We start from the raw sequence: 13,695 nt of genomic DNA, 5'->3' as shown, positions 1-13,695 counted from the left end.
ACTGACATGAACGAGTACGCAGAGCCGATTCACGTGTTGCAGGTGGACGACGATCCGATTATCGACGCAGACGTGGCGACGGACGCGGCGACCCCCCTCTCGGTCACCACGGTCGAGTCCGGCGCGCGCGCGCTCGACCGCCTCGACTCGGAGCGCTTCGACTGCCTCGCCGTCGCCGCGGACCCGCCGGAGGTCGACTGCCTGTCGCTCGTCGACGCCGCCCGCGAGTCCGACGACGCCCTCCCAATCGTCCTGGTGACCGACGACGTGTCCGCCCCCGTCGTCGACGACGCCGTCGAACGCGGCGTCACAGACTACTACGAGCGGGACCCCGAGGCCGACCGGGCCGGCCCGCTCGCCAAACGGGTCCGCCTCGTCACCGAGCGCCAGCGTGCGGAGCGACGCGCCGAGCGGATCAGGCGGCGATTCGACGACCTGACGGAACACACCAGCGTGATGCTGTGGGTCTTCGCCGGGGACTGGAGCGAACTCCTGTTCGTCAACTCCGTGTACGAGGACCTGTACGGCCGCCCGGTCGACGCGCTGGAGGAGAACCCGATGGAGTTCATGACGGCGATCCACCCCGCGGACCAGGAGCGCGTCGCCGAGGCGATACAGGGGGTCTCGGCGGGCGAGTCGGTCGCGGCCGAGTTCCGCATCACCCGGCCGGACGACGACCAGCGCTGGGTTCGGGCCGAGGCGGAGCCAGTACTGGAGAACGGCTCCGTCGCCCGCGTCGTGGGCTACTCGCGGGACATCACGGAGCGAAAGCGCCGGGAGCGCAGGCTCGAAGCGTTCGCGAACGTCGTCAGCCACGACCTCCGGGGCCCGCTCGACGTGGCGCGCGGCCAGCTCGAACTGGCGCGGTCGACGGGCGGCGAGGAGCACTTCGAGGCCGTCGAGCGCGCCCACCGCCGCATCGAGACGCTCGTCGAGGACCTGCTCGCGCTGGCGGCGGGCGGTGACGCGGCGCTCGACCTCGAGGCCGTGCCGCTCGGGACCGTCGCCGAGCAGTGCTGGCAAGACACCGACGCCGAGGGAGCGACGCTCGACCTGGCCGCCGACGCGGTCTTCCTGGCGGACCCGGAACGGCTCCGACAGCTGCTCGCGAACCTCGTCGGCAACGCCGTGGCCCACGGACCGGTTGCGCGGGCCGACGGGCGCGCCGAGGGCGTGACCCTCGACGGGACCGACCTGACGGTGACGGTCGGCGAACTCGACGACGGGTTTTACGTCGCCGACGACGGCACCGGCATCCCGGCCGACGAGCGCGAGCGGGTCTTCGAGCCGGGCTACGGATCCGCCGACGGGTCGGGCTACGGCCTCTGTATCGTCGAACAGATCGCCGAGGCCCACGGCTGGTCGGTCGACGTGTGCGAGAGCGAGGGCGGCGGGGCGCGCTTCGAGGTCACCGGCGTCGAGCCCGTCTCGGACTGACGCCCCGCGCGGAAAAGCACCGACGGCCTGTTGCTGGCGAGCCCTACGCCTCGTCGAAGACCCAGTCGCCCTCGACGACGTGGTCGGCGACGGCGTCGAGGTCGAGCGTCAGGCCGAGGCCGGGCTCCTCAGGAATCTCGATGTAGCCGTCCTCGATGACGTCTTCCTCGACCAGGTCCTCCCACCAGCCGAGTTCGTAGGAGTGGTACTCGACGGCGAGCGCGTTCGGGATGGCCGCGCCGACGTGGGCGGAGGCCATCGTCGCGATCGGCGAGGAGACGTTGTGCATCGCGACCGGGATGTAGTACTGGTTCGCCACGTCGGCGATCTTCCGGGTCTCGCGCATGCCGCCGACCTTCGGCATGTCGGGCGCGACGATGTCGACCGCCTGGTTCTCGATGAGGCGGCGCTCCTCGGTGACGCGATAGCGGTTCTCGCCGACGGTGATCGGCGTCGACGTGGACTTCGTGACCTCCTCCTGGACCTCGAGGTTCTCCGGCGGGACGGGGTCTTCGAGCCACCACACGTCGTACTCCTCGATCTCCTCGGCCAGGCGCTTGCCCGAGCCGCCGGAGAACGTCCAGTGGCAGTCGAAGGCAACGTCGGCCTCGTCCTTGACCTCCTCGGTGACGGCCTCGACGATCTCGGCCTTGTGGCGGACCTCGCCCGGACGGAGGTGGCGGTTCGCTCGGTCCTTCTCGAAGCCGCTGGGCACGTCGAGGTCGAACTTCAGGGCGTCGTAGCCCAGGTCGTCGACGACGCGGCGGGCCTCGTCGGCGCAGGCCTCGGGATCGGCCTCCTCCTCGGTGTGGCAGTCGCAGTAGACGCGCATCCGGTCGCGGTACTTGCCGCCGAGCAGCTGGTAGGCCGGCACTTCGAGGATCTTGCCGGCGAGGTCGTGCAGCGCGACCTCGATGCCGGCGATGGCCGTGACGGTGACGCCCTCGACGGACCCCTCGCCGCTCATCTTCTGGACGAGGTGCTCGTAGAGGCGGTCGATGTCCAGCGGGTTCTCGCCGATGACGAACGGCTTCATCCGCTCGATGAGTTCCGGGACGCCCGCGCCCCAGTAGGCCTCACCTGTGCCGACGATACCCGCGTCGGTGTAGATGCGCACCAGCGTCCACGGGAAGTTCCCGTCGATCATCGTCGTCTGGACGTCCGTGATCTCCACGTCGCGGCCGCCGCCGCGCTTGGCGGTGACGCCCATCGTCTCGCTGGAGAGCTCCCGCATCGTGTACTCTGCGTTCGGATCGTGTAGGTCTGCGTAGTCGACGTCGTTCGCCTGTCCCATACCCCCGCTTGCAGCCCCCCGTCACAAAAGTGTAGAGGAATCCGCATCGATTTCTTCGATTCCGAATTATCTTTTCTACTATTTGCGGGTAGCGCTCGCAGGGGTATTTTTATCTCGAAACCGCCTGTACTCGGCGGCATGGACATCGGTGTACTGACAGTTCCACTCGGCGACCAGTCGCTAGACGACGCGCTCTCGTACCTCTCGGACCTCGGCGTCGACGCGGTCGAACTCGCCTGCGGGGGCTTTCCCGGTGACGATCACCTCGACAGGCATGCGTACCTCGACGACGACGAGAAACAGGACGAACTGCGCGCGCTGCTCGACGAACACGACCTGCGAGTGAGCGCGCTGGCGACGCACAACAACCCACTACACCCCGTGGACGAACGCGCCGAGACGGCGGACGCGGAACTCCGCGAGGCTGTCCGGCTGGCCGATCAGTTGGACGCGAACACGGTGACCTGCTTCTCGGGGCTGCCCGCCGGCGGCCCGAACGACGAGGTGCCGAACTGGATCACCGCGCCGTGGCCGGGCGAGCACGCCGACGCCCACGAGTACCAGTGGCGCGTCGCCGAGGAGTACTGGTCCGACCTCGCGGCCCACGCCGCCGCCCACGACGTCGACCTGGCCATCGAGATGCACCCCAACATGCTCGTCTACGAGCCCCGGGGCCTGCTGGAACTGCGCCGGCGGACGAACGACCACGTGGGAGCGAACTTCGACCCGTCGCACCTCTACTGGCAGGGCATCGACGTGACCGAGGCCATCCGCCTGCTCGGTGACGAGGACGCCATCCATCACTTCCACGCCAAGGACACGAAGGTCTACGAGTCAGAGGCCCGCGAGAAGGGCGTGCTCGACACCGCCCCCTACACGGACGAACCGAACCGCTCGTGGCTGTTCCGGTCCATCGGCTACGGCCACGACGAGTCCCACTGGAAGGACGTGGTCTCCACCCTGCGGATGGTCGGCTACGACGGCGCGCTCTCCATCGAACACGAGGACTCGCTCACAAGCGCGCGCGAAGGGCTAGAGAAGGCCGTCGACGTGCTCGACCGCGCCGTCTTCGAGACCCAGCCCGGCGACGCGTACTGGGCCGAGTAGCTCCCCGGCCATACAATTCGAACGATTCTGTGCGAAATTTTATGTAGCGGCTGGCGGAAGAGTCACCCGTCTCACAGCTTCGGAGACAGACTATGGACATCGAACTCACCCACAAGCCCTCGTACACGCACGTCCGCGTCACGCTCGAAGACGGCGAATCGATCCTCGCGGAACCCGGCGCGATGGTCAGTCACTCCCCGACCATCTCCATCGAGACGACGACCAGCCGCGACGGCCTGCTCAGTTCCGCCAAGTCGATGCTCGGCGGCGAGTCGCTGCTCGCAAACGAATTCACCGCCGAGGGCGGCGAGGGGATCGTCACGCTCGCGCCGCCGACGCCCGGCGACGTACACCACCACGAACTCGACGGGACCACGCTCTACGCCGTCGACGGGGCCTTCCTCGCGGCCGACCCCAGTATCGACATCGACTCCGAGTTCGGCGGCGTCAAGTCACTGCTGGCCGGCGCGAGCATCACGCCGCTCGCCCTGAAGGGCACGGGCCACGTCTTCATCGAGGCCTTCGGCGGCATCGAGCGCGTCGAACTCGACGCCGGCGAGCGCTACACCGTCGACAACGACCACGTCGTCGCCTGGGAGGGAACGGTCGACTTCGACGCCCACCGCGTCGGCGGCCTGAAGTCGACGCTCCTCAGCGGCGAGGGCCTGGTCATGGACTTCACCGGCCCCGGAACGGTCTGGTACCAGACGCGCGGCCTCGACGCCTTCACGTCGGCCATCGCCCAGGCGCTCCCGGGGACGGGCGACGACGACAACGGCGGGACCGGCATCGACGACTTCCTCTGACCGGCGGACGACGCGAACGCCGGCAGCGGTCCCCGTCTTTTTCGGTCAGGCCAGTTCGCGCGTGATGTCCGTCGAGGACACCATGCCGACGTAGTCCTGGTGCTCGTCGATGACCGGCAGGTGCTTGATGCCGAAGTTCGTCATCATCGCGGCCGCCTCGCCGAGTTCCAGCGACGCGGTGACGCGTTCGACCGGGGCGGTCATGACGTCGGCGACCGTCGCGGCCGAGAGGTCCTCGCCCGCGGCGACGGCGTCGACGATGTCGGTCGTGGTGATGATCCCCGCCTCCGCACCGGGGACGAAGATACCGTTGATGTCCTGTTCGCGCATCTGCGTCGCCGCCGCTCTGACGGTCTCGTCTGCGGAAATCGTCTCCAGCGGGGTCGACATGACGTCCTCGATGTGGACGGTTGCTTCAGAAGCCATACCGGTCCAACGCTCGCATCCGCTTTTGTCTTTTCCCTCCGGCCGGATATTGCGACCGGGTGACCCGCCGGCCCGTTCTGACCCCGATTGTTATTTCGCCCCCGAGTGAAGGGCCGATATGACACTCGATGTCGGCGTTCTCGGCTATCGATTTATGGGCAAAGCACACGCGAACGCGCTCTCCCGGCTGTCGATGTTCTTCCCGGCGGCCCCGGCGGTCAACAAAGACGTCATCGTCGGCCGCGACGCGGACGCGCTGGCTGACGCCGCCGAGGAACTGGGCTTCGACCGCACGGCGACGGACTGGCGCGACGTGGTCGACGAGGTGGACGTGTTCTACAACCTCGGGCCGAACCACGTCCACGCGGAGCCGTCCATCGCGGCGCTGGAGGCGGGCACGCCGACGTTCTGCGAGAAGCCCCTCGCGCCAGCGCTCGACACTGCCGAGGAGATGGCCGAGGCGGCCGACGCGGCCGGCGTCCCCGCGGGAACGGCGTTCAACTACCGGTTCGTCCCGGCGATCCAGTACGCGAAGAACCTCGTCGAGGCCGGCGAGCTCGGCGAGATCCACCACTTCCGCGGGCAGTACCTCCAGGACTGGCTGGTCGACCCCGAGGCCCCGTGGTCCTGGCGCAACGACGAGGAACTGGCCGGCAGCGGGGCGCTGGGGGACCTCGGCGCGCACACGGTCGACCTGGCCCGGTTCCTGCTCGGCGACGCCGCCGGCGAGATCTCGCGCGTGAGCGGCCACCTGCGGACGTTCCACGACGAACGCCCCGTCGAGGGCGAGGACGGGACCCGGCCGGTCACGGTCGACGACGCTTACAGCGCGCAAGTCGAGTTCGAGAGCGGCGCGATGGGGACCCTCGAAGCCTCGCGTGTCGCCAACGGTCACAAGAACGCCCACACCATCGCCATCGAGGGGTCGAAGGGCGCGCTCAAGTTCGACCTCGAACGGCTGAACGAACTCCAGTTGCTCACCGAGGGCGACCGGGGCTTCCAGCGGGTGCTCGTCACCGACGAGGACGACCCCTACGTCGAGCACTGGTGGCCGCCGGGCCACGTCCTCGGCTGGGAGCACACCTTCGTCCACGAGAACTACGAGTTCCTCTCGGCGGTGGCCGAGGGCGGCGACGCCGACCCATCCTTCGCCGACGGACTGGCGGCTCAGCAGGTCCTTGACGCCGTCGAGCGCAGCGACGAGCGCGGCGAGTGGGTCGCCGTCGAATGAAACGGCGAGGTGCCGTCTCGGTCTGAGACGCTGACTGGGGACGGGGATTTACTACGGGCGGGCCCGCCACCTCCGGGTATGTCGCTCACAGACAGACTCGACCAGTACCTTGCTTCCGAGGACCTGAACGCCGTCTGGTTCGCCCGCCCGCCCTCCTTCGCGTGGCTCACCCGCGGCGGCGACAACGTCGTCGACCGGGGCGTCGACACCGGCGTGGCCGCCGCGGGCTACGACGGCGACCAGATCACGGTCGTCACCGACAACATCGAGGCCCCGCGACTCCGCGCCGAGGAACTCCCCGACGGCGTGGCCATCGAAACGTTCGAGTGGCACGCCGAGAGCCTGGCCGACGCGGTCGCTGCGGCGAGTCCGACGCCGGCGGCGGCCGACTTCGACGTATCGGGATTCGAGCCGGTCGACGTGACACCGCTCCGCCAGCCGCTGACCGAGACACAGCGCGAGCAGTACCGCGAACTCGGGGCCGACGCGGCGGCGGCCGTCGAGTCGGTCGCCAGAAGCGTCGACCCGTCGGACACCGAACTCGACGTGACGGGGGCGCTCCGTGACGAACTCGAATCGGAGGGCATCGCGACGCCGGTGGTCCTGGTCGGCAGCGCCGAGCGGGCGCAGTCCTATCGCCACTACACGTCGACGGACACCGAACTGGGCGACTACGCGCTCGTGTCGGTGACGGCGCGGCGCGACGGCCTGCACGTCAGCACCACGCGGTCGGTGGCGTTCGACCCGCCCGAGTGGCTCGCGGAGCGGACGCGCAAGGCCATGCGCGTCGAGACGACGGCGCTGGCCGCGACGCGGGCGGTCGGGCAGGAGGGCGGAACGGCGAGCGACGTGTTCGCGGCGATTCAGGACGCCTACGCCGAAGTCGGCTGGGAGGGCGAGTGGCGCAACCACCACCAGGGCGGCGCGGCCGGGTTCGCCGGCCGGGAGTGGATCGCCACGCCCGGGAACGAAAGCCCGGTGGTGCTGCCCCAGGGGTACGCCTGGAACCCGACTGTGGACGGCGCGAAGAGCGAGGACACCTTCCTCGTGACCGACGAGCGCGTCGACCTCCTCTCCGGGACGGGCGACTGGCCGACCGAGACGGTCGAGGCCGTGGGCTACGACCTCGAACTCCCGCGCCACTCGGTCCTCGATCGGTAGCGGCGCTGGAACGGCCCTCATACAGCCGCTGTGAATAATTTACAACAGGTGTTGTACGACGATGCGTAGATTTATCAAGGGCGTTCGGGTATCCATCAGGTATGACCGCAGAGCGCGCGTGGTGGAAGGAGGCGGTCGTCTACCAGATCTACCCCCGGAGCTTCAACGACAGCGACGGCGACGGAATCGGTGACCTGCAGGGGGTCATCGAGCGGCTGGACCACGTCGCCGACCTCGGGGCGGACGTGATCTGGCTCAATCCCGTCTACGAATCGCCACAGATGGACAACGGCTACGACATCAGCGACTACCGGGCGATCCACGAGGAGTTCGGGACGATGGCCGACTGGGAAGACTTGCTCGAGGAAGTCCACGACCGGGACATGCGGCTGGTGATGGACCTCGTCGTCAACCACACCTCGAATCAGCACGCGTGGTTTCGGAAGTCCCGCGAGCGCGACCCGGCGTACGAGGACTACTACATCTGGCGCGAGGGCGGCACGGACGAGCACGGCGACCCCGTTCCGCCGAACAACTGGGAGTCCTTCTTCGGTGGCTCGGCGTGGGCGTTCGACCAGGAGCGCGGCGAGTACTACCTGCACCTCTACGACCGGTCCCAGCCGGACCTCGACTGGACGAACGAGGCCGTCCGACGCGACGTGTTCGACGTGGTCCAATGGTGGCTGGAGAAGGGCATCGACGGCTTCCGGATGGACGTGATCAATCTGCTGTCGAAGGGCGAGGGGATGCCCGACGGCGACCCCGACGGCGAGTGGATCGGCTCGGAGCACTTCATCAACGGCCCGGAACTGTACGGGTATCTCGACGACCTCGACGACGAGACTCTGTCGAACTACGACGTGATGACCGTCGGCGAGATGCCACAGCTCACCGTCGAGGCCGCCCGCAAGTACGCGGGTGCCGACGGCCCGCTCGACATGGCGTTTCACTTTCAGCACACCAAACTGGACTACGCGGACGGCGAGCGGTGGTCCATCGGTGACTGGGTCCTCAGAGACCTCAAGGAAATCACCGCCCGCTGGCAGCACGGGCTCGCGGACGACGGCTGGAACGCGCTCTACTGGGAGAATCACGATCAGCCCCGGAGCGTCTCGCGATACGGCGACCCAGACGAGTACCGGCGAGAGTCCGCGAAACTCCTCGGGACGTACCTCTTTACGCTCCAGGGGACGCCGTACCTCTACCAGGGCCAGGAGCTCGGTATGACGAACGCGACGTGGGACTCGATGGGCGACCTCCGCGACGTGGACGCGATCAACCACGCCGAGGAACTGCTGGAACGGGAGGGCGTCGACGGCTACGACGATCTCAAAGACGTAGTCGGCTATCGGACCCGGGACAACGCCCGGACACCGATGCAGTGGTCCGACGACGAGAACGCGGGCTTCACCGACGGCGAGCCGTGGATCCAGGTCAACCGGAACTACACCGACATCAACGCGGCGGCCCAGCGATCCGACGAGGACTCGGTGTACAACTACTACCGGCGGCTGATCGAGTTGCGCGAGGAGCGCGACGTGCTCGTCTACGGCGACTACACGGACTTGCTCCCCGATCACGAGACGGTCTTCGCCTACACGCGTTCGCTCGAATCCGACGAGGGAACCGCACGCGCGCTCGTCGTTTTGCACTTCTCGGACGAGGCGGACTCCGTCGAGCTCCCGGTCGAATACCGGGAGGCGTCGCTGTTGTTGAGCAACTACGACCGGACCGACCCGGAACCGGCCTCGCCGTCGCTCGCGCCGTACGAGGCCCGCGTGTACGAACTCCGGTGACGGCGGCCGCAGTGGTGTCGACCGCTCCACGTTCCGCTGTCCGCCGGTGAAAAGGGCGTTCGGTACGCTTACTCGTCGGCGTCGTCGCGGCCAACGCGGATGACTTGCAGGAGGGAGTAGACGGGCACGCCTCGGATGTCACCGACGCCGCGCTTGTCGGCCAGCACGACGCAGGCCACGGGGTTGCCGCCCTGCTCGTGGATGGCGTCGATGGTCTCGGCCATCGTGTTCCCGCTCGTGATGGTGTCGTCGACGACGTAGCAGTCGCGGTCGCGGATCTGGGCGAAGTTCCGGGAGAACGAGCCGTCGCTGGTCTCGCTCTCGTCGTCGTCCCACTGGTGTTTCGTCGGCGCGTACGTCCCGAGGTCGGTGTCGAGTTCGCGGGCGACGGTCGTCGCGAGCGGCGCGCCGGCCTTCTCGATGCCGATGGTGAGGTCAACGTCCTCGCCCTGCTTCGAGAGGAGGTCGGCCATCGCCGCGCCGGTGTGGTACAGTCGGGTGCTGTCCCGGCCGGCGGCCGACCAGTCGACGTGGATGTCGTGGGGGCCGCTGGACTGGGACGGCTCCGGCTCCGCACCGGTCCCGCTCCGTTCGACGAGCCAACTCGCTGTTTCCCTGGAAACGTTGAGTTCGTCGGCGATCTCCCCCTTGGAGAGACCCCGCTGTGCCAGGTCGGCCGCGCTGTCGACGAGATCGTCGATGTTCTTCATATTCGCATTTCCGCGCGGGAGGATTTAATAGGCAATGTTCTACGCCCCCGGAAATGGCGACCCGGTAATTCTCGAACGCGGTGGGTCCAGGGTCGTCGCGCGGGTGCCCTGTCCGAGCACGACACACCGAACCGCACGGCAACCGTCTCGACTACCCCATTCCAAAATCCTTTAACAACAACAGTTGTACATGAAGCGAAGAGTGATCTATGGTGACGTATCACGAGGACGGAGTCCGCGGTCTGACTCCTGCTCTGTCGCCCGGGAGCGACACCGCCGATCAGTGACGGGAGACAATCATGGCTGTTAACTACACACTGGGACTCGAACGGAATACATGGACGACAGCGAACTAACCGACGTTCTCGAAGACGCCGGTCTCTCTCCGTATCAGGCCGAGGCGTACGTCGCATTGCTCGGCCTCGGCACCGCCTCGGCGACGGACATCGCCGATTCGTGTGACGTTCCCGACCCGCGAATCTACGACGTGCTTCGTGATCTGGAGTCGAAAGGATACATCGAGACCTTCCAGCAGGACAGTCTGACTGCCCGAGCGCGAAATCCCGAGGTCGTCCTCGAAGACCTCAGGGCGCGTTCGAGCAAGTACCTCGACGCCGCCGAGACCATCGAGGAGCGCTGGGACCAGCCGGCCATCACCGACCACGAGGTCAGTATCGTCAAGCGCTTCGAGACGGTCATCAACCGAGCGTCGGAACTTATCGGGGAGGCCGAACACCAGATTCAGGTCGGCGTGAACCCGGAGCAGTTCTACGCCGTCGAATCGGCGCTCCGGGACGCGCACGACCGCGGCGTCAACATCAAACTGAGTATCTGTACGGGGCCGGACGAGCGGACACCGCCGATCGACGAGATCGAGGGATCCTGCACGGAGGCCCGCCACCGGGAGATTCCGGCCCCGTTTTTCGTCCTCGTCGACCGCACGTGGACCTGTTTCGCGCCGCACTCTCACTCGGTCAACGAGTACGGCGTTCTCGTGAAAGACCGGACGCACACCTACATCTTCCACTGGTTCTTCCTGACGTGTCTCTGGGAGATCTGGGAGACGATACACACCGAGCGGACGCCCGAGACGCCGACGACTTACGTGGACCTCCGCCACGCCGTCCGTGACATCGAACCACTGTTGAACGAGGGGGCATCCATCGAGGCCGTCGTCAGCGGGTACGTGACGGAGACGAACGAGGAAGTCGAACTCCGGGGACGCATCACCGGCGTCGAGTACACCGGGAGTAGCATGGGCCGGACGGAGCCGGTCCCGCTGGCGCAACTGGCGGGTCGCATCAGTGCGACGCTCGAAACCGACGATCGGACGTACGAAATCGGTGGTTGGGGGGCCGTTCTCGAAGAGATCGAAGCGGTAGAGGTCACTATCGTCGATGTACGGTACGAGTGACACCCATCGCGCTCGACTGAAAGAACTTTCACTCAGTTTGCGCGTTTGAGCGCGTGCGTCTCACAAACACCTGTTTGGGTTTCCCATAGCTACTTATAGGTAATTATCTTTAGTGATTGTCATTCGCTGAAAAATAACCCGGTAGGAAGTCATTTACAACACCTGTGGTTAATTATGGATAACACTTAAGTGATATCCGGGATAGCTCAGGATAGACATGTCGGACAATGGCACATCGGATGAGCGAGAATCGACAGGCGTGTCCCGGCGGCGGTTCGTTCGCGCTGCTGGCGCGTCGGGTGTCGTCGCAGGACTGGCGGGCTGTGCGGACTTCGTCGGCGGCGGTGGCGACGGGAGCGGCGGTGGCGACGGTAACAGCGGCGGCGACGGTGGCGACGGCGGGAGCACGGGTGACGGAAACGGTGGGAGCGGCGGGACCACGGTTCAGTGGGGCTTCGACCCCGTGGCGGCCCAGAACAACGGTGACGCCATCAAGCAGGCGCTGCACGACAACGGGCTCTCGGACGACATCACGGTCCAGCTCGTCCCCCGGAACCAGGAGACTGGACAGGCGCGGGCGAACTACAACCGGCTCCTGAGCGCCGGTGAGACGGACCCGGACATGTTCCTGATGGACAACGGCTGGACGAACATCTTCATCCAGCGCGGCCAGCTCCAGAACCTCACGGAGTTCCTGTCGGAGGAACTGGTGACCGAGGTCGACGAGAACTACTTCTCGGCGTTCACCGACACCGCGCGGGACCCGGGCAGCGGGAACCTCTTCGGCGTCCCGGTGTTCCCGGACTTCCCGACCATGCAGTACCGCAAGGACCTGGTCGAGGAGGCGGGCTACGACCCCGAAGGCGAGAACTGGGCGACGGAGCCGATGACCTGGGAGAAGTGGTCGAACATCGCCGCGGACGTCCACGACAACTCGGGCGTCGACTACGGCTTTACCACCCAGTGGGACATCTACGTCGGCACCGCCTGCTGTACGTTCAACGAGGTCATGTCCTCGTGGGGCGGCGCGTACTTCGGCGGCCGGGACAACCTCTTCGGTCCGGTCGGCGACCGCCCGATCACGGTCAACGAGCCGGAGACCATCCAGTCGCTCAACATGATGCGGAAGTTCGTCCACAACGAGGACTTCGGCGGGACATTCGACGGGTACGGCGGCGGCTTCACGCCGACGAACATCCTCGGGTGGACCGAGGAGTCCTCGCGCGCGCCGTTCGCGCAGGGCAACGCGGTGTTCCACCGCAACTGGCCCTACTCGCTGGCGCTGACCGGACGCAACCCCGAGGAGACCGAGGACCCCGCCCTCGGCGAGGACCTCGGCGCGATGCCGATTCCCTACGCCGTGCCGGAGAGCGAGGCCGCACAGCCGGGGACCGGCGGAACGACCGCCGCGCTGGGCGGGTGGCACATGACAGTCAACCCCAACACGGGCCAGCCGGACGCCGTCAAGCAGGTCATCCGCGCCGCCATGCAGCCGGACTTCCAGCTCACGCTCCTGTCCATCCAGGGCTGGCTGCCGCCGCGGCCCGAACTGTTCAACTCCGAGGAGGCGCGCGACGTCCCGGTCGTCGGCCGCTACATGGACACGCTGCAGGTCGCCGGCCAGAACACGATGCCGCGGCCGGTCACGTCCGTCTGGAGCAACCAGACCAGCAAGATCGCCCAGCAGGCCAACCGCGCCGTCGGCCAGGAGGTCTCCTCCGAGCAGGCGATGAACACCCTCGCCGAGTCGCTCGCGGCGACGGAAGGAAACTGACAGCCTAGCTTTACATTAAACCCACTCGATTATTAATTATGGATTCCTCGACAGGCGGATGGAGGTGACCGAATGAGCACAGACACGGGCCGAGAGTCCCGGCGATCGGGCGCGCTCGTCGACGCCATGCGCTGGATGGAGAACCTGAGCGACACGCAGTACGCGTACTTCCTGCTGTTACCGGTGTTCGTTCTCCTGGGCGTCGTGGCGCTGTACCCGCTGTTGCGGACGTTCGAGCTGTCGCTGTTCGCCACGTCCCTCGACTTCTCGAGTCGGAACTTCGTCGGCCTCGGTAACTACGTCGGACTGTTCACGGGCGAGAAAAACCAGTTCTTGCCCGGCGGCACCACCTTCCTCCCGAGCAATCTCGGAATGCAGGCGCTGCTCAACAGCGCGCTGGTGGTGACCATCATCTTCGCCGTGGTGAGCGTGCTGTTCGAGACGCTCATCGGTCTGGGCCAAGCGCTCATCCTGGACCAGGACTTCTACGGCCGGCGGTGGGTCCGCGCGGCCATCATCATCCCGTGGGCGGTGCCCAT

11 protein-coding genes and 1 pseudogene are annotated in these 13,695 nt (G+C 66.9%); 9 read left to right on the top strand and 3 right to left on the bottom strand.

Annotation, left to right across the window (positions count from 1 at the left end):
* Positions 1–6: 6 nt before the first annotated feature.
* Complete coding sequence (locus GM656_RS18740) at positions 7–1,437, top strand: receiver/sensor box histidine kinase (protein WP_162415238.1); 1,431 nt, start codon at positions 7–9, stop codon at positions 1,435–1,437.
* A 43-nt stretch (positions 1,438–1,480) separates the two neighbouring features.
* Here GM656_RS18740 and GM656_RS18735 read toward each other — a convergent pair whose 3' ends face one another.
* Complete coding sequence (locus GM656_RS18735; protein ID WP_162415237.1) at positions 1,481–2,731, bottom strand: mandelate racemase/muconate lactonizing enzyme family protein; 1,251 nt, start codon at positions 2,729–2,731, stop codon at positions 1,481–1,483.
* A gap of 138 nt (positions 2,732–2,869) precedes the next feature.
* Here GM656_RS18735 and GM656_RS18730 point away from each other — a divergent pair, with 138 nt between their 5' ends.
* Together GM656_RS18730 and GM656_RS18725 are read left to right on the top strand one after the other, a co-directional pair.
* Positions 2,870–3,838 (top strand): sugar phosphate isomerase/epimerase family protein, encoded by a 969-nt coding sequence (locus GM656_RS18730; protein WP_162415236.1) that lies wholly within the window; start codon positions 2,870–2,872, stop codon positions 3,836–3,838.
* 92 nt (positions 3,839–3,930) lie between these two features.
* A complete protein-coding gene (locus GM656_RS18725) occupies positions 3,931–4,644 on the top strand; it encodes a TIGR00266 family protein (RefSeq protein ID WP_162415235.1) in 714 nt (237 codons plus the stop codon).
* A 45-nt stretch (positions 4,645–4,689) separates the two neighbouring features.
* Here the strand turns inward: GM656_RS18725 and GM656_RS18720 are convergent, their stop codons facing one another.
* Positions 4,690–5,070, bottom strand: a complete 381-nt coding sequence (locus GM656_RS18720) for a CBS domain-containing protein (RefSeq protein ID WP_162415234.1) — start codon at positions 5,068–5,070, stop codon at positions 4,690–4,692.
* 118 nt (positions 5,071–5,188) lie between these two features.
* Between GM656_RS18720 and GM656_RS18715 the strand changes: the two genes are divergently transcribed.
* From GM656_RS18715 to GM656_RS18705, 3 genes are all read left to right on the top strand, one after another.
* A complete protein-coding gene (locus tag GM656_RS18715) occupies positions 5,189–6,301 on the top strand; it encodes a Gfo/Idh/MocA family protein (protein WP_162415233.1) in 1,113 nt (370 codons plus the stop codon).
* A gap of 78 nt (positions 6,302–6,379) precedes the next feature.
* Positions 6,380–7,462, top strand: coding sequence for a M24 family metallopeptidase (locus tag GM656_RS18710; RefSeq protein ID WP_162415232.1), 1,083 nt, complete (start codon positions 6,380–6,382; stop codon positions 7,460–7,462).
* 101 nt (positions 7,463–7,563) lie between these two features.
* Positions 7,564–9,258: a glycoside hydrolase family 13 protein gene (locus GM656_RS18705; protein ID WP_162415231.1), complete on the top strand. Its 1,695-nt coding sequence runs from the start codon at positions 7,564–7,566 to the stop codon at positions 9,256–9,258.
* Between the two features lie 68 nt (positions 9,259–9,326).
* Here the strand turns inward: GM656_RS18705 and gfcR are convergent, their stop codons facing one another.
* Entirely contained in the window at positions 9,327–9,968 is a 642-nt protein-coding gene (gfcR, locus tag GM656_RS18700; RefSeq protein WP_162415230.1) for a transcriptional regulator GfcR, read from the bottom strand.
* A 337-nt stretch (positions 9,969–10,305) separates the two neighbouring features.
* Here gfcR and GM656_RS18695 point away from each other — a divergent pair, with 337 nt between their 5' ends.
* The 3 genes and pseudogenes from GM656_RS18695 to GM656_RS18685 all read left to right on the top strand — a co-directional run.
* Entirely contained in the window at positions 10,306–11,382 is a 1,077-nt protein-coding gene (locus tag GM656_RS18695; RefSeq protein ID WP_162415229.1) for a TrmB family transcriptional regulator, read from the top strand.
* A 217-nt stretch (positions 11,383–11,599) separates the two neighbouring features.
* A complete protein-coding gene (locus tag GM656_RS18690) occupies positions 11,600–13,156 on the top strand; it encodes a substrate-binding domain-containing protein (protein WP_162415228.1) in 1,557 nt (518 codons plus the stop codon).
* Between the two features lie 72 nt (positions 13,157–13,228).
* Positions 13,229–13,695, top strand: a pseudogene (locus GM656_RS18685) (sugar ABC transporter permease); the annotation flags it as partial.

It is taken from the genome of Haloarcula salina (assembly GCF_010119195.1).
Taxonomy (GTDB): Archaea; Halobacteriota; Halobacteria; order Halobacteriales; family Haloarculaceae; genus Haloarcula; species Haloarcula salina.
This window is presented reverse-complemented; position numbering and strand designations above follow the sequence as displayed.